Raw genomic sequence first — 19,650 nt, forward strand, 5'->3', positions numbered from 1 at the left:
TTGATTCTTAAGCCAATTCAGACGCTGAGTCTGCTCATTATCAGTCTGTTGTGCTGGTTTTCTTCTCCGGTGTCGGCTAACACATTGGAAGGTCTGCGTGTCTGGCCGTCACCGGATGAAACCCGGGTTGTTATTGATCTTAAAAATGAAGTGGAGTTCAGTTATTTCACACTGAGTAGTCCGGACAGAATCGTGGTGGATCTGAAGCATACGGCTTTAAAGACCAAGTTGCCAGTTACCGTTTCAGATAGCAAGGTCTTGACTAAGATCCGTAATAGCTCACCACCTGAACAAGATACTTACAGGCTGGTTTTTGAACTGAAGACCAAGATTGCACCGAATATTTTTAAGCTGAAACCCACTCCGGGCGGGCAATATGGGCACCGTCTGGTTGTCGATTTACCCCATTCGCCTTCTTCTGCTGACTCCTCTGACAGCACAACAGTCGCTGTCAGTCGAGATGCTTCCCAGTTAGCGGGCAGCGCTGACATTGTGATAGCGATTGATGCCGGGCATGGAGGTGAAGATCCTGGCTCTATCGGACCTAAGCGGAATTATGAAAAAACGATTACTTTGGCTGTCTCGCGTAAGATTACAGCTCAGCTGAATCAGGTTCCGGGGATTAAGGCTGTTATGACCCGTACGGGTGATTATTATGTGAATCTGAATAAACGTTCAGCTATTGCCCGGAAAAATAAGGCACATATGTTAGTTTCGATCCATGCTGACAGCTTTCGTTCACCTCAGCCGCGTGGCGCTTCAGTCTTTGTTCTGAATACTCGCAGGGCAAACTCAGAGATAGCCCGCTGGGTTGAAAAACATGAAGAACAGTCTGAATTGTTGGGTGGTGCAGGAGAGGTTCTGGCAAAAAATAATGATGATAAAAATGTCAGCCAGACATTGCTGGATCTCCAGTTCAGTCATTCCCAGAAGGAAGGTTTTAAGGTTGCACAGAATATTTTACGGGAGATGGGGAGAGTTACCCGGTTGCATAAAAAAGAGCCGGAACATGCTAGCTTGGCAGTACTGAAATCTCCCGATATACCTTCTGTGCTGGTGGAAACCGGTTTTATTTCCAATCCGACGGAAGAGCGTCTGCTTATTCAGCGTTCTCATCAGGATAAGCTGGCTCAGGCACTCTCTAAAGCAATAGTGCAGTATTTTGAAGAGAATCCGCCAGAAGGTACTTTGTTTGCTCAGCGCAAGTCTGCCAGAAAGCATAAGGTTCTCAGTGGTGAATCTCTTTCTGTGATTGCGCAGAGATACAGTGTTACTGTCCAGACTCTGGTTAAAGCGAATAATCTGAAAAGTACGTCACTTTCTGTGGGTCAAGTACTGGTTGTCCCGGGTGGGCTTCCTATTGTCATGAAGAAGGTGATCAATCCGGTAGAGACCACCGTTATTACACATAAAGTTCAACGTGGAGAATATCTGGGTAGGATTGCCGATAAATACAAAGTTTCCGTTGCTAGCATCCAGCAGCAGAATCATTTGCGGTCAGATACTCTTCGGGTAGGACAGAAATTGAAGATCACTGTAAAACTTCAGGATCAGCCTATTCGAAAACATATCGTCAAACGGGGGGAATTTCTGACCAAAATAGCAAACCAGTATGGGGTCTCTATTGCGAGTATCCGGAAGGTAAATAAACTTCGTTCTGACCAGTTGGCAATTGGGCAGACACTAATTATCCCAAATAAATAATGGCTATAAAAATACTGCCGGCACGGCTGGCAAACCAGATCGCAGCCGGTGAGGTTGTAGAAAGACCGGCATCTGTTGTCAAAGAGCTGGTGGAAAACAGTCTGGATTCCGGAGCCTCCCGTATTGATATTGATATCGAGAAAGGGGGCTGCAAGCTGATCCGGATCCGGGATAACGGAAGTGGTATAGAAAAAGATGAACTGGCACTGGCACTTAGCCGTCATGCAACGTCCAAGATTCATTCTCTGGATGATCTGGAAGCCATCATTAGCCTAGGCTTTCGTGGAGAAGCTCTGGCCAGTATCAGTTCGGTCTCCCGGCTGACCCTGACTTCCAGACCCGTTGCTCAGGAACAGGCGTGGTCGGCTTATTCTGAAGGCCGGGATATGGCTGTAAAGATTCAACCTGCAGCTCATCCTGTCGGTACTTCTGTTGAAGTTCTTGATCTGTTCTTTAATACGCCAGCCAGAAGAAAATTTTTACGTACTGAAAAAACAGAATTTACTCATATTGATGAATTGATAAAACGTATTGCTCTCAGTCGGCTTGATGTGACCATTAATATGACTCATAACGGCAAGATAGTGCGTCAGTACCGGGCTGCAAAGACGCAGGCTCAGATGGAAAAAAGACTGGCAGCTGTCTGTGGTGGTGCTTTTGTACGTAATATGCTTCGGATCGAGCTGGAACATAATGGACTTAAACTGAGTGGCTGGATCACTACGCCGGAAGGAGCCCGTCAGCAGAGCGATTTGCAATACTGCTATGTTAACGGACGTATGATGCGAGATAAGTTGATCAATCATGCCATTCGTCAGAGTTATGAAAGCAGCCTGAGGCCGGAACAGTTTGCTACTTATGTTCTGTTTATTGAGATCGATCCGCATCAGGTCGATGTTAATGTACATCCGGCTAAACATGAAGTCCGTTTTCATCAGGCCCGTCTGGTGCACGATTTTATTTATCAGGCTCTGGCTGGAGCATTGGCTCAGAGTGCTTATATTGATGAACCGGTTATGGCGGAATCAGCCCGTCATAGAGAATCTTATTCAGAGACGGGAGAAATTGCAGCTTATCCGTTATTATCGGAAGGTGTCTCTATCGAGTATTCTGTACCTCGAAGGGTAATGGAATCGGCCTCCAGAACACCGGATTATCCGCGTAAAAGTGGTGGAAATTGGGCGCCGGATCATCGAACTCCCTCCCGCACTGGATATAAAGAAAATAAGTCAACATCAACCCCTTCTTCTCGCGAAGTGAAAGCTTATCAGGAATTATTACGCACGCCGGCTGGACATCAGCCACAGCATCCGACGATATCTGTAAGCGATAAGCCTGACCGGGCAGCAGAACAGGCTGTTAGCTATATTCACAACGAGAGCGCATCGATCCGAGAGCTGGGTAAAGCTGTGGCTGTGGTTGACAGCCGCTATCTGCTGATGCTTTCGGATTCCGGGCCGGTTCTGGTTTCTCTGTTCAGAGCTGAATGGTACAGACTGGCCGGACAGCTTAGGATTGAAGAGCATGGGCTAACTGCTCAGCCTTTGTTGGTACCATTATCCCTTAAAGTGGAGAAAGCACAGTTGGACGCACTGCAATATAATGAAGCATTATTGAGCCGGTTCGCTATTCAATTGAAGAAAAAAGGGACAGATAGCGTGATGGTGATGGCGGTGCCGCAACCGCTACGGCAACAAAATTTACAACAAATGGTTCCTAATCTGTTATCTTACCTGGCTTTTTACGCAGAGCAGCAGACAAAACCTCAACATCTGACGCAATGGCTGGCTACTGAGCTAATGCAAGAAAAAAGCAGCTACACTTTATCTGAAGCAATTCAGCTTATTTCCGAGCTGGAGCAGCTTTGGCAGGGACAGTTACCACTGACTGACCGTACTTTTATCCGGATTGCGGATTTTTCAGCCACGATAGCGAATTTGAACCATGAATAAACCATCACCACTTGCTCTGTTTTTAATGGGGCCAACCGCATCGGGTAAAACGGACTTGGCGATTCGTCTTCGGAAAAAATATCCGCTGGAAATTATCAGTGTGGATTCTGCGTTGATCTATCGGGGGATGGATATCGGTACGGCTAAGCCGGATAAAGAAGAGCAGTGTAGTGCTCCGCACCGGCTGATCGATATTCTGGATCCGAAAGAGATCTATTCAGCAGCGGATTTCCGAAGGGATGCCCTGGCTGAAATGAGTGCTATTGTTGCTGAGGGTAAAATTCCGTTGCTTGTTGGCGGAACTATGTTGTATTACAAGGCTCTATTAGAAGGATTATCACCACTTCCTTCGGCTGATCCAAATGTTCGCAGACAGATAGAAGAGGAAGCAAAACATTTCGGATGGGAAGTATTACATCAGCAGTTACGAGATCTTGATCCCGTATCGGCGGAAAGAATACACCCGAACGACCCACAAAGGCTTTCAAGGGCATTGGAAGTTTACCGAATTTCGGGTAAAACGTTAACTGAACTGACTCGGCAACAGGGAGAGCCTCTTCCGTACAGGGTCAGACAATTTGCCATAGCGCCCGGAGACCGGGCTGAACTTCACCGCAGAATTGAGTTCAGATTTGAAAAAATGATCGAATCCGGATTTGAAGATGAAGTGAAATCCCTCTATGCTCGAAAGGATCTGCATCGCGATTTACCTTCTATCCGTTGTGTGGGATATCGGCAGATGTGGGATTATCTGGATGGGAATTGCACTCTGGATGAAGCGATTTTTCGCGGTATCTGTGCAACCCGTCAATTGGCCAAGCGGCAGATTACCTGGTTACGCAGCTGGGATAATTTAACTTGGTTAGATAGCGAAAACATTGAACAGGCGGTAGCAAAGGTGTCTGAAGTTCTGGATTCAGAACTAAATGAGATGGCATCAGACTGATATTGCTGTGTATAATGTGATCGTTTTTGCGTGATGGTGTCGAAAGTATTCTTCTTTGAGGAGCAGACGATACTTTTTTGATTTATTTAGCTCAGATGCAAAAGCAGGACCTAACTTGCAGCAGTGTACCGATAGCTAAATTACTACAACTACAAACTATATAAGGAAAATAAAATGGCTAAGGGGCAATCTCTACAAGACCCATTTCTGAACGCACTTCGCCGTGAACGTGTGCCCGTATCAATTTATCTGGTCAATGGCATTAAATTGCAGGGACAGATCGAATCTTTTGATCAATTCGTGATTCTGTTGAAAAATACTGTTAACCAAATGGTATATAAACATGCGATTTCTACTGTGGTTCCAGCTCGTGCAGTATCACATCACAGTGTGACTGAGCGCCCTCAGCAAGAGCGTTCACAAGAGAAATCTGAAGATCAATAATACGATTCAAATGATGAGGAGTTGATTGCTTGTTTGACCGTTATGAAGCCGGTGAACAGGCTATTCTTGTTCATATCAACTTTACGCAAGAGGGTGAGTGGGAAGATCTAAGCGAATTTGAGATGCTGGTCTCTTCTGCCGGAGTCAATACGCTGCAGGTTATCACTGGCAGCAGACAGGCTCCGCACCCTAAATACTACGTCGGAGAAGGCAAAGCCGAAGAGATTGCACTGGCTGTGCAGTCTGCTGGTGCTGAAATAGTGATCTTCAATCACGCCCTCTCTCCCGCCCAGGAAAGAAATCTAGAGAAGCTTTGTGAATGTCGGGTTGTGGACCGTACCGGTTTGATCCTGGATATTTTTGCTCAGCGTGCGCGTACCCATGAAGGTAAATTACAGGTTGAACTGGCACAGCTTCGTCATCTTTCTACGCGTCTGATTCGGGGTTGGACTCACCTTGAAAGACAAAAAGGTGGTATTGGTCTGCGTGGGCCGGGGGAAACCCAGCTTGAGACGGACCGACGTTTGTTGCGTGACAGAATTAAGGCGATTTTGCGCCGTCTGGAAAAAGTTGCCAAACAACGTGAACAGGGTAGACGGGCAAGAAACCGGGCAGAAATACCAACCATTTCTCTGGTTGGCTATACTAACGCCGGTAAGTCCACACTGTTTAACCGTATTACCGAAGCGGGGGTTTACGCCGCTGATCAGTTATTTGCCACTCTCGACCCGACATTACGTAAGATTGAGCTGGATGATGTTGGCTCTGCTATTCTTGCTGATACGGTAGGGTTTATTCGTCATCTGCCTCATGATCTGGTTGCTGCATTTAAAGCAACCTTACAGGAAACACAAGAAGCCGATATTCTGTTACATGTTGTAGATGCCAGTGACGACCGTTTTCGTGAAAATATAGAGGCGGTTGATATTGTACTGGAAGAGATTGAAGCAAATGAAGTGCCTTCTTTGCTGATTATGAATAAGATTGATAATCTTGAAGGACAAAGACCACGTATCGAACGGGACGATGAAGGGGTTCCCCGAACGGTATGGGTATCGGCAATGGAAGGGATTGGTATTGATCTTCTGTTTCAGGCATTGACGGAGCGTCTGGCCAGTCAGATAGTTCATTACCGTCTCAGAATCCCGCCTCAGTATCAGGGGCGTTTGCGCAGTTTATTCTTTGAAATGAGGTGTATTCAGTTTGAAGAATATGATCAAGATGGTAACTTATTGATCGATATCCGAATGCAACAAGTCGATTGGTCTAGACTTGAGAAAAGAGAAGGGGCAGTTCTGGGTGACTTTATCGTTCACTGAAGGGCTGCTACAGTATAACGTCATATCTAATGATGGAGCTTTCTAATGGCGTGGAATGAGCCTGGTAATAATAACGGCAATAATGGTCGCGATAATGACCCTTGGGGGAATAACAATAATCGCGGTGGCCGAGATCAAGGTCCGCCAGACTTAGACGAAGTATTCAGCAAACTGAGTCAAAAGCTGGGGGGAAGATTTGGTAAAAAAGGTGGTACACCTTCGTTTGGTACGGGCAGTACTATAGGGCTGGGATTGATTGTTGTTGTCTTGGCGGCCATTTGGGTCTTCTCCGGTTTTTATACCATTGGAGAAGCGGAGAAAGGTGTGGTACTTCGTTTAGGTAAATATCACCATACCGTAGATCCTGGCCTGAACTGGCGACCTCGTTTTATCGATGAAGTAACAACGGTTAACGTACAACGTATCCAGCAGCTTAAGGCCAGTGGCCTGATGCTGACTAAAGATGAAAATGTGGTTACCGTCGAGATGGTGGTTCAGTACCGTGTGGCTGACCCGTACAAGTATCTGTTCCGTGTGACCAATGCAGATGATAGCTTACGTCAGGCAACCGATTCGGCCTTACGCGCCGTTATTGGTGACTCGCTGATGGATAATATCCTGACCAGTGGTCGTCAGATTATTCGTCAGAGTACTCAGGTGGAACTGAATAATATCATTGATAACTATGATATGGGGCTGGTAGTTGTCGATGTGACTTTCCAGTCGGCTCGTCCACCAGAGCAGGTAAAAGATGCATTTGATGATGCTATTGCAGCTCGTGAGGATGAAGAGCGTTATATCCGTGAAGCGGAAGCTTATAAAAATGAAATCCTTCCTAAAGCAACGGGTCGTGCTGAACGTCTGAAGAAAGAAGCTCAAGGGTATAGTGAACGTACGGTAAATGAAGCTCAGGGGCAGGTTGCACAATTTGAGAAATTGCTTCCGGAGTATCAGGCCGCGCCTGAAGTTACCCGTAATCGTTTGTATCTGGATACTATGGAGGCGGTTTATTCCCGTTCTTCTAAGGTATTGATTGATTCTGAATCCAGCGGCAATCTGCTTTATTTGCCAATTGATAAGCTGGCAGGGCAGGCTGCGGGGGATGTTCCGAGTAAACGTGAGGCAAAATCTACAGCGGCTTATGATCAGATTGAGCTGGATTCTCAGGGGACAAACTCTCAGACCAGTTCTTCATCTCGTACCACTAACACTCGTCAAGGGAGATATTAATAATGCGTAAGTTACTGATCCCTGTCGTGGTGGTCGCGCTGGTTATCGCACTGATGTCCGTTTTTGTGATCCCTGAAGGTGAGCGTGGTTTTGTTATCCGCTTTGGACGGGTACTAAAAGATGATAGTGGTATCTCCAAAGTTTATGAGCCAGGCGTGCACGTCAAGTTCCCAATGTTTGACCGTGTAAAAACTCTGGATGCTCGTATTCAGACAATGGATGGTCGCGCAGACCGTTTTGTTACATCCGAGAAGAAAGACGTTATTATTGACTCTTATGTCAAATGGCGTATTGAAGATTTTGGTAAGTACTATGTCGCTACCGATGGTGGTGATGTTGGTAGAGCACAATTACTTCTGGAGCGTAAAGTAACGGATGTGCTTCGTTCAGAAATCGGTTCTCGTGAAATCAAGCAAATAGTCTCTGGTCCACGTAACAATGAGGTACAGGTTACGATTGGTAGTGATGTCCCTGAAACCGAAGCGGTCAGAAAGGCGCTGGAAATTGACGGTGAACGTGACAAGATCATGGAAAATGTTCTGGCAGATACCCGAATCAGTGCTATGAAAGACCTTGGGGTGCGAGTTGTTGATTTTCGGATGAAACAGATCAACTTGCCGGATGAAATCAGTGAATCCATTTATAAGCGCATGCGAGCGGAACGAGAAACTGTTGCGCGTAAACACCGTTCTCAGGGACGAGAAAAAGCAGAGATTATTCGTGCTCAGGCTGAACTGGAAGTGGCAACAGTACTGGCGGAAGCGGATAAGACAGCTCGGGTTACCCGAGGGGAAGCTGATGCAGAAGCAGCAGCAATCTACTCTGAAGCTTATAACAAGGATCCTGAGTTTTTCAGTTTCCTGCGTTCGCTGAGAGCGTATGAAAAATCATTCAGCAGTAAGAGTGATATCCTGGTTCTTGATCCGAACAGCGATTTCTTTAAATACATGAAGGACGCTAAAGGCAAACGGACTAAGTAACCGAAAACGGTATTTTTTGCTTATATATAAAGGCTCCTGTTACGGAGCCTTTTTTATTGGGCTAATACGGTTGACTCTGGACGGGACACAGTCAGGATACCATATAGGCAATAACAAGCCCGGCAACGACGAGACAGCCACCAATTCGTCTAATATCATTATTGGGCTGTCTGCTCAGTTGCGAGATCATTTTTCTCCAGCCATCGGGAGCAATAAGAGGGCCAATTCCTTCGACAATCAGGAGCAGACCGAGTGCAAGCCAGACAGAATCTGTCATATTTCATTCCACAAGACTAAGAACAGAGCAATATTGTCTGATTATTTATGAGGATAGGCAAATAGGATATCGTATGCTCAAAAAATGACTGCAAGATGATGGTTAAGGTGCTAGAATCCATTTTTAACTAGCAATCAGACTTGGAAAGATGGGAAATAACGTAGTCGTTCTAGGCACCCAGTGGGGTGACGAAGGTAAAGGGAAAATTGTTGACCTTTTAACGGAAGATGCAAAATATGTGGTTCGCTATCAGGGTGGTCACAATGCAGGTCATACTTTAGTCATTGACGGTGAAAAAACCGTTCTTCACTTGATTCCATCAGGTATTCTCCGTGATAACGTCAAATGTGTTATTGGTAATGGTGTCGTTCTGTCACCGGATGCACTTATCAACGAAATGAAGCCGCTTGAAGAGCGTGGTATTCCTGTACGTGAGCGCCTCTTTATTTCTGAAGCATGTCCTTTGATTCTGCCATACCATATCGCTCTGGATCAGGCGCGTGAACTGGCTCGCGGTAAAAAAGCCATTGGTACCACTGGTCGTGGTATTGGCCCTGCATATGAAGATAAAGTTGCCCGTCGTGGTCTGCGTGTCGGTGATCTGTTTGATAAAGAAGCTTTCGCTGAAAAACTGAAAGAAGTGATGGATTTTCACAACTTCCAGCTGGTGCACTTCTATAAAGCAGAACCCGTTAGTTACGAAGACGTTCTGGAGCAAGCTATGGGGTATGCAGATCTTCTGACCTCTATGGTGATGGACGTAACGGATGAACTGGATGCGGCACGTAAACGTGGTGATAAGATCATGTTCGAAGGTGCGCAGGGTACACTTCTGGATATTGACCATGGCACTTATCCATATGTTACTTCTTCTAATACGACTGCTGGTGGTGTAGCTGCAGGTTCCGGCTTTGGTCCTCGCTATCTTGGTTATATTCTGGGGATTGCTAAAGCATACTGTACCCGTGTTGGGGCCGGTCCTTTTCCTACAGAACTGGATGATGAAATTGGTAATCATTTGGGCACTAAAGGTCAGGAATTTGGTGCAACAACCGGACGTAAGCGTCGTTGTGGCTGGTTTGATGCCGTAGCAATGCGTCGTGCGATTCAGATCAACTCTGTGACTGGGTTCTGCCTGACAAAACTGGATGTCCTAGATGGTCTGGAAGAGTTGAAAATCTGTACCGGATATAAGATGACAGATGGCTCTATACTGGAAGTCTCTCCAATGGCTGCAGATGCGTATGACCACGTGACGCCGATTTATGAAACGATGCCTGGCTGGTCTGAAAATACCTTTGGTGCTAAATCTCTGGATGATCTTCCTCTGGCCGCTCTTAACTATATCAAGCGTATCGAAGAGCTGACCGGGGTTCCGGTTGATATCATCTCTACAGGTCCTGATCGAAATGAAACTATCATTAAAGTACACCCGTTTAGCAAAGCGTAGTGCTTTTATCTGATTAGAATCCCAAAAAACCGGCCTTGATGCCGGTTTTTTTTCGCCCGGAAGAAATGATCCTGAAAGATCTTTTGGGATCAATATGGCAAAATATTGCCTCACACCGGTTATTTTTTGGCTAAAGTAGAGACAAAAATTGCCGATACAAAAGCACGGTATGAAAAAAGAGAGCGGGTATGAAGCTGAAAGCTGTAGCCGCTTCGATGATATTGTTACTGCATTCACCATTTACTCGTGCTGAGTTACCCGAGGTTGGTGAACCGGTACCTATATACACCGAAGCTGAGCTGATTAATCTGATAGATAACAATAAGCATCTGGAAAGAGTAAAAGCCGATAACTGTCAACTGGTGGAAGATATCGTTGCCCGTGCAACGCGTATTAGCTTACCTGCTTATGAATTCCTCTATGGTGATATGCTTGCATGGGGAGTCTGTGTTGATCAGGATGTCGAACTGGGTCTCTACTATATGGAAAATGCAGCTCATCAGGGTTTACCCTCGGCACTGGAGCAGCTCGGACGTTACTATTCGCGTGGAACTTTGGTTCAGCAGGATAAAGAACGTGCAATTCCTTACCTGCGGGAAGCGGCAGCAATGGGTAATCTGAATGCCCGAATTCATTTGGCTGAACTGCTTTTACGTGATTATGGCAGCCCTCTGGATTATGAAGATGCTTACCGCTGGCTGTATAACTCGGTTACCGCAGATCAGAGAAAACATAAACGAATTAGTGTCCTGCGCCATGGTCTGGAACAGAGAATGCCACAGAATATTATTGCCAGAGCTAAGCGGAGAGATGTGTTCTGGTAAGCTTGTACATGCCTGCTGCATATAAACCATACCTGAACGCCTCACATATGTGGGGCGTTGGTATTTTTAATTACTTATTTTAGATGGAGTTCTATATACTTACATTATTCACCCTTCTTTAAGCAGGTTTACTTATGTCTGAACCGACGAGTCCGGATCCTTTTGCCGAGCGCGAATCCGAAAAGTACGATAATCCTATCCCCAGTCGAGAATTTATTCTTGATTTTCTGACCCAGGCCAATGTGCCGATGAATCGAAATGATCTGTTCGAAGCACTGGAACTATCAGGTGAGGAACAGTATGAAGGCCTTCGTCGCCGCCTTAGAGCGATGGAGAGAGATGGTCAGTTAGTCTTTACCCGTCGCCAGTGTTATGCACTTCCAGATAAGCTGGAGATGGTTAAAGGTTATGTTATCGGTCATAAAGACGGGCATGGCTGGGTAAGGCCGGAAGGCAGTCTGAATAAAGATAATGATCTTCTGCTGCCTCATCATCAGATGCGGACAATCATTCATGGTGATTATGTTCTGGTTCAGCCTGTGGGACAGGATAAACGAGGACGCAAGGAAGGGCGTCTAGTCCGGGTTCTGGAAGAGCGGAAATCACAAATCGTCGGGCGTCTGTTTCTGGAACACGGTTATGCTTACGTGGTGCCGGATGATTCCCGTATCACACAGGATATATTAATCCCCAATGATGCCCGAATGGGTGCCCGAATGGGGAATGTCGTGGTGATAGACATTACCGATCGCGGAGCACGATCCCGGGGGATGGCAGGGAAAATAGTGGAAGTTCTGGGTGAAAATCTGGCTCCCGGAATGGAGACTCAGATCGCTATCCGTACTCATGATATCCCTCATGAATGGCCGCATGAGGTAGAAAAGCAGATTGCCGGACTGGGTGAAGAAGTACCGGAAGAGGCGAAGCAGGGGCGGGTTGATTTGCGGACACTGCCATTGGTGACAATTGATGGTGAAGATGCGCGTGATTTTGATGATGCCGTATACTGTGAATCCAAGCCAAGTGGAGGCTGGCGTTTATGGGTAGCGATTGCTGACGTCAGTTATTATGTTCGTCAGGATACCGCTTTGGACAAGGAAGCCATCAATCGTGGAAATTCCGTATATTTTCCTTCTCAGGTAGTTCCAATGTTGCCTGAGGTGCTCTCTAACGGGCTCTGCTCATTGAATCCTCAGGTTGACAGACTATGCATGGTATGTGAAATGACGGTTTCGGAATCCGGAAAACTGTCAGGCTATAAACACTACGAAGCAGTAATGAATTCTCATGCCCGTCTGACCTACAATAAAGTCAGTGCTATCTTGGAAGGGGACACTGAACTCAGGGAAAGATATGTGGATTTAGTCCCGCATCTGGAAGAGTTACACAGCATGTATAAGGTACTGAAACATGCACGGGATAACCGAGGGGCTATTGAATTCGAAACAGTAGAAACCAAATTTATCTTTAATGCTGAGCGTAAGATTGACCGAATTGAACCGGTAATACGTAATGATGCGCATAAGATTATTGAAGAGTGCATGATTCTGGCAAATATCGCTTCTGCTTCTCTGGTAGAGAAACTGAAGGAACCAGCTCTGTACCGTATTCATGAGACTCCAGGTGAAGAACGCCTGACCGGGTTCCGGGATTTTCTGAGTGAGTTGGGGTTGGATCTTTCCGGGGGACTTGAACCATCACCGACAGACTATGCCAAACTGATCCGGGCAATTGCCAACCGACCGGATCACGAATTGATTCAGACCATGCTACTTCGTTCCATGAAGCAGGCTGTGTACAATGCCGATAATGCAGGGCATTTTGGTCTGGCACTGAAGCGTTATGCTCATTTTACTTCACCGATCCGCCGGTATCCGGATTTATTGCTGCACCGGGCAATTAAATATCTGATTGCCAAGCACGAAGGCAGAAATAAGGATCGCTGGACACCAACCGGAGGTTATCACTATTCCTTTGATGATATGGATTTTTATGGTGAGCAGTGCTCCATGACGGAACGTCGGGCTGATGATGCAACCCGAGAAGTTGCTGACTGGCTGAAGTGTGAATATATGCAGGATCATGTCGGTGAAGAAATGGAAGGCGTGATAGCTAATGTGACCGGGTTTGGTTTCTTTGTTCGTCTGACAGAATTGCATATTGATGGGTTGGTGCATATATCCACGCTGGCGAATGACTATTATCAGTTTGATCCAATTGGAGCTCGTTTGATAGGTGAAAGTTCTGGCCAGATTTACCGGTTGGGAGACGCGGTAAAAGTTAAAGTACTTTCGGTTAATCTGAATGATCGCCAAATTGACTTTGAATTGGTAGAAACAAGTCGTAAGCTACGCGGAAAAGGAAAAACTGCGAAAAAACGGGCTGCACAGGCGGAGAAAAAAGCGGTATCTAAAAAGAAAATGGCAGTGAAAGCCCAAAAAACTGGTGGCAAAGCTAAGCCAATGATTGAACCGACTAAACGTCCGGGGGATTCTGATGATACGGCAGATAAAAAGAATCCGGCCCGAAGGAAAACTAAAGCAGAGAAAGCGCGTAAGAAAAAGTCCAGAACAAAGACTAGTGCAACGCAGGGTAAGAGAAAGAATAAATAGTTTCAGAGTGAACCATGAGTAATGAATTTATCTACGGTATACATGCCGTAAAAGCTGTACTGGAAAATGATCCGGCACGATTTGTTGAAGCCTTCGTGTTGAAAGGGCGTCAGGATGATCGTCTGCTACCGGTACTGAATCAGCTGCAACAGTGCGGTATCTCTATTCAGCAGATGGGAAGAAAGGCACTGGACGATAAAGCCAAGGGTGCTAATCATCAGGGTATTATTGCCCGGGTCAGGCCGGTGAAGGCACTGAATGAAAACGATCTGGATCAGATTCTGGCTCAGCATGAACAGCCTTTACTGTTGGTTTTGGATGGAGTGACGGATCCGCATAATCTTGGAGCTTGTCTGCGTAATGCTGATGCGGCTGGTGTGGCGGCAGTCATTGTGCCGAAAGATAAGTCTGCTCCGATGACGGCAACAGTAAGTAAAGTGGCGTGTGGCGCAGCGGAAACCGTTCCTCTGGTGAGAGTAACCAATCTTGCCCGAACTATGCGAGCACTGCAGGAGCAGGGTATCTGGTTCGTGGGAACTGCCGGTGAAGCAACACATGATATCTATCAGAGTAAACTGACAGGTTCTTTGGCTATTGTGATGGGCGCTGAAGGGGATGGCATGCGTCGTCTGACTCGTGAAACTTGTGATGATCTGATTAAAATCCCAATGGCGGGTAGCGTATCAAGCCTGAATGTGTCGGTTGCAACCGGGATTTGCTTGTTTGAAGCGGTGCGTCAGCGCTCACAGTAATATAATACTCTTTGTTCCCGTACACAGTGCGGGAACACGAAATTATCCTTTCTCGGTCTCATCAAAATACCCCTTGCCCTTATCGCCTTCTTTCTATACAATTCCCCGTCCTTAATTCTCGGTCACTTTTTATTAGTTCCTTGCTTCCTCTGGATGACCGGGCCAATTGTGGAAGCTGAATAATCCGTAAGGAGCAACCAAATGCGTCATTATGAAATCGTATTCATGGTGCACCCTGATCAAAGCGAGCAAGTTGCTGGCATGATCGAGCGTTACACTGGTTCTATCACTGAAGCTGGCGGTACTATCCACCGTCTGGAAGACTGGGGTCGTCGTCAAATGGCTTACCCAATCAACAAGCTTCACAAAGCTCACTACGTTCTGATGAACGTTGAAGCTGATCAAGCTGTGATCGACGAGCTGGAAACTGCTTTCCGTTTCAACGATGCAGTTCTGCGTAACATGATCATGCGTACTAAAGCTGCTGTTACTGAGCAATCTATTATGCTTAAGCAAAAAGAAGAGCGTGCTCCTCGTCGCGAAGAGCGTACAGAAGCTAAGCCAGAAGCGGCTGCTGAGTAATTGATTGTATGACCAATCGAATGGAGTTAAGCGGTACTATAGCCAAACCTCCGATTCGAAATAAAAGCCCGGGAGGGACGGAGCATTGCCGGTTTTGGCTGGAACACCGTTCAACCATGATAGAAGCAGACTTACCGAGACAGGTTTACTGTCGAATACCGGTAGTTGTCAGCGGGCAAAGGTCACAAGTATTAACTCAAGACTTAGTACAAGGTAGTAACATTAAGGTAAGTGGTTTTGTTGCTTATCAGACTGGCCGAAATGGCGTAGGAAAATTAGTGTTGCATGCCGACAACATCACTCAAATTTAAGATCAGGAGATAGCCCATGGCTCGTTTCTTCCGTCGTCGTAAATTCTGCCGTTTCACTGCAGAAGGCGTACAAGAGATTGACTACAAAGATGTAGCAACTCTGAAAAATTACATCACTGAAGCTGGTAAAATTGTACCTAGCCGTATCACTGGTACCAGCGCTAAGTATCAGCGCCAGCTGGCTCGCGCTATTAAGCGTGCTCGCTACCTAGCCCTACTGCCGTACACTGACAAGCATCAGTAATCGGTTCGTTTTATTAAGAAAGAGGATTAAACAATGCAAGTTATTCTACTTGATAAAATCGGTAACCTAGGTGGTCTTGGCGATACAGTTAACGTTAAATCAGGTTACGCTCGTAACTTCCTTATCCCTCAGGGTAAAGCAGTTATGGCTACTAAATCTAATGTTGAAATGTTCGAAGCTCGCCGTGCTGAACTTGAAGCAAAAGTTGCTGAAGCTCTAACAGCTGCACAAGCTCGTGCAGAAAAAGTTAACGCTTTGGAAGCTGTTGTTATCGCATCTAAAGCTGGTGACGAAGGCAAACTGTTCGGCTCCATCGGTACTCGTGACATCGCTGATGCAATTACTGCTGCTGGTGTTGAAGTTGCTAAGAGCGAAGTTCGTCTTCCTGAAGGTGCTCTGCGTACAACTGGTGAGTTCGATATCAGTGTTCAGCTTCATTCTGAAGTATTCGCGAACATCAGCCTACAGGTTGTTGCTGAGTAATTCAGTTTTAAAGCCAAATAAAAGCACCGACCTTGTGTCGGTGTTTTTTTATGCGAAAAATACAGGGAGGGCAGAAAGAATCCCCTCTGGTTATTTTTCTGCATTACAAGTGGATGATTGCCGCTATAATAGACGGTCAAAAATAGATATTGAGTGTAGTCATGGCCGATTTCCGAACAAAAAAACCGAATGATTCTCAGGTAGATGCAATCAAAGTCCCACCGCATTCACTGGAGGCTGAGCAATCTGTTCTCGGTGGCCTGCTGCTGGATAATGAACGCTGGGATACCGTAGCTGAAAAGGTAGTGACGAAAGATTTCTACAGCCGGCCGCACCGACTTATCTTTGATGGCATAAAAAGTACTCTGGAATCAGGTAAGCCGCTTGATTTAATTACTTTGTCTGAATATCTGGAGCAGCGAGAACAACTTGAAGATGTTGGAGGTTTTGCCTATCTGGCTGATCTGGCAAAAAATACACCAAGTGCTGCGAATATTAATGCTTATGCGGATATTGTTGCAGAACGGGCATTGGTGCGTAATCTGATCGGCGTTGCCAATGAGATCGCTGATGCCGGTTATGATCCTCAGGGGCGCAGTTCGGAAGATCTGCTGGACTTAGCTGAGAGTAAAGTATTTGCTATTGCTGAGGAGCGTACCAGTGAGAACGAAGGGCCTCAGCATGTGGATACGATTCTGGAAAGAACCCTTGAACGCATTGAACTCCTGTATAAAACTCCTCAGGATGGTGTAACAGGTGTCGATACCGGATTTACCGATCTGAATAAGAAAACAGCGGGTTTGCAGGGGTCAGATTTGGTGATTGTTGCGGCGCGTCCTTCAATGGGTAAAACGACCTTTGCCATGAATTTGTGTGAAAATGCTGCGATGCAGCAGGATAAGCCAGTGTTGATTTTCTCCCTTGAGATGCCAGCAGAGCAACTGATGATGCGTATGCTGGCCTCACTGTCCAGAGTTGATCAGACCAAGATTCGTACTGGTCAACTGGATGATGAAGACTGGGCTCGTATTTCTTCGACGATGGGGATCCTGATGGAGAAGAAAAACATGTTTATTGATGACAGCTCTGGTCTGACACCAACAGAAGTTCGTTCTCGAGCCCGTCGAGTTGCCCGTGAATATGGTGGACTGAGTATGATTATGGTCGACTATCTTCAACTGATGCGAGTTCCGTCACTGACTGATAACCGTACGCTGGAAATTGCAGAGATTTCGCGCTCACTCAAGGCTCTGGCAAAAGAGCTGAATGTGCCTGTTGTGGCTCTGTCGCAGTTAAACCGTTCCCTTGAACAACGAGCTGACAAACGCCCGGTAAACTCAGATCTGCGTGAATCAGGCTCTATTGAGCAGGATGCTGACCTGATTATGTTTATCTACCGGGATGAGGTTTATCACCCAGACAGCAGCTACAAAGGTATTGCAGAGATTATTATCGGTAAACAGCGTAATGGCCCTATTGGTTCTGTTCGGCTGACCTTTCAGGGACATTTTTCTCGCTTCGATAACTATGCCGGTCCGGCGTTTGATGATGAATAGGGATTTGGTCTCGTGCCTGAGTGAAACAATAACTCTGGACTTAGATCGGAATGTTACGTGACTTATCTCAAAAATAGCATGAATAAGTTACGCCATAATCTCAGACTGAAAATAAATAATAACTTCACTGTTTTCTGGCTTTAGTCAGAAAGCTGAAAGTGATACAACTTTCTTTTTGCTAAGCGGGGATTCAGTATCACGGGGATATTCCTGTGCCTGACTGAATAAAACCTACTGTAACATCGGGATATAACAGCATGTTAAAAAATATCAATCCAACGCAAACACAAGCTTGGAAAGCACTGACTGCTCATTTTGAATCAGCTAAGGATATGAATCTGAAAACACTTTTTGCACAGGATGCAGAGCGTTTTGAGCATTTCTCAGCAAAATTCGGGTCAGACATTCTGGTTGACTACTCTAAGAACCTAATCAACCAGGAAACTATGGAAAAACTGTTCGCTCTGGCTGAAGAGACAGAGCTGAAAGCGGCGATTGATGCCATGTTTTCTGGTGAAAAAATCAACCAAACAGAAGGCCGTGCCGTTCTGCATACTGCTCTGCGTAATCGCAGCAACAAGCCAGTAATGGTTGATGGCGAAGACGTAATGCCAGCCGTTAATGCGGTTCTGGAAAAAATTAAGGCATTTACTGAACGTGTTATTTCTGGTGACTGGAAAGGTTACACAGGTAAAGCGATTACAGATGTGGTGAACATCGGTATCGGTGGTTCAGATCTTGGTCCTTACATGGCGACAGAAGCCCTGGCTCCATATAAAAATCACCTGAACCTGCACTTTGTTTCTAACGTTGACGGTACTCACATCGCTGAGACACTGAAAAAAGTAGACCCTGAAACCACTCTATTCCTGGTGGCTTCAAAAACATTTACTACTCAGGAAACTATGACCAACGCGCACACTGCACGTGACTGGTTCCTGGCGTCTGCCAGTGATGAAGCACACGTAGCAAAACACTTTGCTGCGCTGTCTACTAATGGTAAAGCGGTATCTGAGTTTGGTATCGACACTGAAAACATGTTCGAGTTCTGGGACTGGGTCGGTGGTCGTTACTCTCTGTGGTCTGCTATCGGTATGTCTATTGCTCTGGGTGTGGGTTTTGACAACTACGTTGAGCTGCTGACTGGTGCACATGAAATGGATAACCACTTTTCTGACACTCCATTTGAACAGAACCTGCCTGTAATCCTGGCTCTGATCGGTATCTGGTACAACAACTTCCACGGTGCAGAATCTGAAACTATCCTGCCATACGATCAGTACATGCATCGTTTTGCTGCATATTTCCAGCAAGGCAACATGGAATCCAACGGTAAGTTTGTTGACCGTAACGGTAATCCTGTTGATTATCAGACTGGTCCAATTATCTGGGGTGAACCAGGTACTAACGGTCAACACGCGTTCTATCAGTTGATCCACCAGGGTACAAAACTGATTCCTTGTGACTTCATTGCTCCGGCAATCAGCCACAACCCAACAGGTGATCATCACCAGAAACTGATGTCTAATTTCTTTGCTCAGACTGAAGCGCTGGCATTTGGTAAGACAAAAGAGCAGGTTGAAGCTGAATTCGCTGCGGCGGGTAAATCTGCTGAAGAAGTGAAAGATCTGGTTCCTTTCAAAGTATTTGAAGGTAACCGTCCAACGAACTCGATTCTTGTTAAGCAAATTACCCCACGTTCTCTGGGTAACCTGATTGCGATGTATGAGCACAAGATCTTTGTTCAGGGTGTTATCTGGAATATCTTTACTTTCGACCAGTGGGGGGTAGAGCTGGGTAAACAGCTTGCTAACCAGATTCTGCCAGAACTGGCTGATAAATCATCAGTTGATTCTCACGACAGTTCAACGAATGGTCTAATTAATGCCTTTAAGGCACTGCGTGCTTAATGGTTTTACTGATTAGGTAAAAGCTAAAAAAGCTGGGACACTGCGTGCCAGCTTTTTTGTTTTCATAAGACATG

At 46.0% G+C, this 19,650-nt stretch carries 18 protein-coding genes; 17 read left to right on the forward strand and 1 reads right to left on the reverse strand.

Translation table 11 applies throughout. The annotated features are described in order from the left end of the window. The first annotated feature begins 3 nt into the window (after positions 1-3). From CSW98_RS15660 to hflC, 7 genes are all read left to right on the forward strand, one after another. Positions 4-1,704, forward strand: a complete 1,701-nt coding sequence (locus CSW98_RS15660) for an N-acetylmuramoyl-L-alanine amidase (RefSeq protein WP_443083670.1) — start codon at positions 4-6, stop codon at positions 1,702-1,704. Further along, positions 1,704-3,656: a DNA mismatch repair endonuclease MutL gene (gene mutL / locus CSW98_RS15665; protein WP_100801410.1), complete on the forward strand. Its 1,953-nt coding sequence runs from the start codon at positions 1,704-1,706 to the stop codon at positions 3,654-3,656. Before CSW98_RS15660 ends, mutL begins: the two co-directional genes overlap by 1 nt. Further along, the gene (miaA, locus tag CSW98_RS15670; RefSeq protein WP_100801411.1) at positions 3,649-4,602 is read left to right on the forward strand and encodes a tRNA (adenosine(37)-N6)-dimethylallyltransferase MiaA; all 954 of its coding nucleotides are present in this window, start codon (positions 3,649-3,651) and stop codon (positions 4,600-4,602) included. Before mutL ends, miaA begins: the two co-directional genes overlap by 8 nt. A gap of 174 nt (positions 4,603-4,776) precedes the next feature. Continuing rightward, on the forward strand, positions 4,777-5,046 hold the full coding sequence (gene hfq / locus CSW98_RS15675; RefSeq protein WP_100801412.1) for an RNA chaperone Hfq: 270 nt from the start codon (positions 4,777-4,779) through the stop codon (positions 5,044-5,046). A gap of 29 nt (positions 5,047-5,075) precedes the next feature. Beyond that, on the forward strand, positions 5,076-6,365 hold the full coding sequence (gene hflX, locus CSW98_RS15680; protein WP_100801413.1) for a ribosome rescue GTPase HflX: 1,290 nt from the start codon (positions 5,076-5,078) through the stop codon (positions 6,363-6,365). A 45-nt stretch (positions 6,366-6,410) separates the two neighbouring features. Beyond that, positions 6,411-7,595, forward strand: coding sequence for an FtsH protease activity modulator HflK (hflK, locus tag CSW98_RS15685; protein ID WP_100801414.1), 1,185 nt, complete (start codon positions 6,411-6,413; stop codon positions 7,593-7,595). 2 nt (positions 7,596-7,597) lie between these two features. After that, positions 7,598-8,575 (forward strand): protease modulator HflC, encoded by a 978-nt coding sequence (gene hflC, locus CSW98_RS15690; protein WP_100801415.1) that lies wholly within the window; start codon positions 7,598-7,600, stop codon positions 8,573-8,575. Between the two features lie 91 nt (positions 8,576-8,666). Here hflC and CSW98_RS15695 read toward each other — a convergent pair whose 3' ends face one another. After that, a complete protein-coding gene (locus CSW98_RS15695; protein WP_100801416.1) occupies positions 8,667-8,852 on the reverse strand; it encodes a DUF2065 domain-containing protein in 186 nt (61 codons plus the stop codon). 148 nt (positions 8,853-9,000) lie between these two features. On the opposite strand from CSW98_RS15695, the gene CSW98_RS15700 reads away from it, so the two are divergent. From CSW98_RS15700 to pgi, 10 genes are all read left to right on the forward strand, one after another. After that, on the forward strand, positions 9,001-10,302 hold the full coding sequence (locus CSW98_RS15700; protein ID WP_100801417.1) for an adenylosuccinate synthase: 1,302 nt from the start codon (positions 9,001-9,003) through the stop codon (positions 10,300-10,302). Positions 10,303-10,490: 188 nt separating this feature from the next. Further along, positions 10,491-11,126: a flagellar protein MotX gene (gene motX, locus CSW98_RS15705; RefSeq protein ID WP_100801418.1), complete on the forward strand. Its 636-nt coding sequence runs from the start codon at positions 10,491-10,493 to the stop codon at positions 11,124-11,126. 134 nt (positions 11,127-11,260) lie between these two features. Beyond that, positions 11,261-13,738: a ribonuclease R gene (gene rnr / locus CSW98_RS15710; RefSeq protein WP_100801419.1), complete on the forward strand. Its 2,478-nt coding sequence runs from the start codon at positions 11,261-11,263 to the stop codon at positions 13,736-13,738. A gap of 14 nt (positions 13,739-13,752) precedes the next feature. After that, the gene (gene rlmB / locus CSW98_RS15715) at positions 13,753-14,490 is read left to right on the forward strand and encodes a 23S rRNA (guanosine(2251)-2'-O)-methyltransferase RlmB (RefSeq protein WP_100801420.1); all 738 of its coding nucleotides are present in this window, start codon (positions 13,753-13,755) and stop codon (positions 14,488-14,490) included. A 201-nt stretch (positions 14,491-14,691) separates the two neighbouring features. Then, positions 14,692-15,072, forward strand: coding sequence for a 30S ribosomal protein S6 (gene rpsF / locus CSW98_RS15720; protein ID WP_100801421.1), 381 nt, complete (start codon positions 14,692-14,694; stop codon positions 15,070-15,072). Positions 15,073-15,080: 8 nt separating this feature from the next. Then, entirely contained in the window at positions 15,081-15,383 is a 303-nt protein-coding gene (gene priB / locus CSW98_RS15725) for a primosomal replication protein N (protein ID WP_100801422.1), read from the forward strand. Between the two features lie 16 nt (positions 15,384-15,399). Next, entirely contained in the window at positions 15,400-15,627 is a 228-nt protein-coding gene (gene rpsR / locus CSW98_RS15730; protein ID WP_000090471.1) for a 30S ribosomal protein S18, read from the forward strand. Positions 15,628-15,660: 33 nt separating this feature from the next. Continuing rightward, the gene (gene rplI, locus CSW98_RS15735) at positions 15,661-16,110 is read left to right on the forward strand and encodes a 50S ribosomal protein L9 (protein ID WP_100801423.1); all 450 of its coding nucleotides are present in this window, start codon (positions 15,661-15,663) and stop codon (positions 16,108-16,110) included. A gap of 161 nt (positions 16,111-16,271) precedes the next feature. After that, positions 16,272-17,666, forward strand: coding sequence for a replicative DNA helicase (locus CSW98_RS15740; RefSeq protein ID WP_100801424.1), 1,395 nt, complete (start codon positions 16,272-16,274; stop codon positions 17,664-17,666). Between the two features lie 257 nt (positions 17,667-17,923). Continuing rightward, positions 17,924-19,576, forward strand: a complete 1,653-nt coding sequence (gene pgi / locus CSW98_RS15745; RefSeq protein WP_100801425.1) for a glucose-6-phosphate isomerase — start codon at positions 17,924-17,926, stop codon at positions 19,574-19,576. Positions 19,577-19,650 lie beyond the last annotated feature (74 nt).

This window comes from Vibrio sp. HA2012, from assembly GCF_002812955.1.
GTDB lineage: Bacteria > Pseudomonadota > Gammaproteobacteria > Enterobacterales > Vibrionaceae > Vibrio.

What these genes read in the sequence shown, in the direction of transcription:
- CSW98_RS15695 (WP_100801416.1), bottom strand. Translation starts at nt 8,852, where the DNA reads ATGACAGATTCTGTCTGGCTTGCACTCGGTCTGCTCCTGATTGTCGAA.
- rplI (WP_100801423.1), top strand. Translation starts at nt 15,661, where the DNA reads ATGCAAGTTATTCTACTTGATAAAATCGGTAACCTAGGTGGTCTTGGC.
- rnr (WP_100801419.1), top strand. Translation starts at nt 11,261, where the DNA reads ATGTCTGAACCGACGAGTCCGGATCCTTTTGCCGAGCGCGAATCCGAA.
- motX (WP_100801418.1), top strand. Translation starts at nt 10,491, where the DNA reads ATGAAGCTGAAAGCTGTAGCCGCTTCGATGATATTGTTACTGCATTCA.
- CSW98_RS15740 (WP_100801424.1), top strand. Translation starts at nt 16,272, where the DNA reads ATGGCCGATTTCCGAACAAAAAAACCGAATGATTCTCAGGTAGATGCA.
- hflC (WP_100801415.1), top strand. Translation starts at nt 7,598, where the DNA reads ATGCGTAAGTTACTGATCCCTGTCGTGGTGGTCGCGCTGGTTATCGCA.
- rlmB (WP_100801420.1), top strand. Translation starts at nt 13,753, where the DNA reads ATGAGTAATGAATTTATCTACGGTATACATGCCGTAAAAGCTGTACTG.
- rpsF (WP_100801421.1), top strand. Translation starts at nt 14,692, where the DNA reads ATGCGTCATTATGAAATCGTATTCATGGTGCACCCTGATCAAAGCGAG.
- mutL (WP_100801410.1), top strand. Translation starts at nt 1,704, where the DNA reads ATGGCTATAAAAATACTGCCGGCACGGCTGGCAAACCAGATCGCAGCC.
- CSW98_RS15700 (WP_100801417.1), top strand. Translation starts at nt 9,001, where the DNA reads ATGGGAAATAACGTAGTCGTTCTAGGCACCCAGTGGGGTGACGAAGGT.
- miaA (WP_100801411.1), top strand. Translation starts at nt 3,649, where the DNA reads ATGAATAAACCATCACCACTTGCTCTGTTTTTAATGGGGCCAACCGCA.
- hflK (WP_100801414.1), top strand. Translation starts at nt 6,411, where the DNA reads ATGGCGTGGAATGAGCCTGGTAATAATAACGGCAATAATGGTCGCGAT.
- pgi (WP_100801425.1), top strand. Translation starts at nt 17,924, where the DNA reads ATGTTAAAAAATATCAATCCAACGCAAACACAAGCTTGGAAAGCACTG.
- hfq (WP_100801412.1), top strand. Translation starts at nt 4,777, where the DNA reads ATGGCTAAGGGGCAATCTCTACAAGACCCATTTCTGAACGCACTTCGC.
- rpsR (WP_000090471.1), top strand. Translation starts at nt 15,400, where the DNA reads ATGGCTCGTTTCTTCCGTCGTCGTAAATTCTGCCGTTTCACTGCAGAA.
- priB (WP_100801422.1), top strand. Translation starts at nt 15,081, where the DNA reads ATGACCAATCGAATGGAGTTAAGCGGTACTATAGCCAAACCTCCGATT.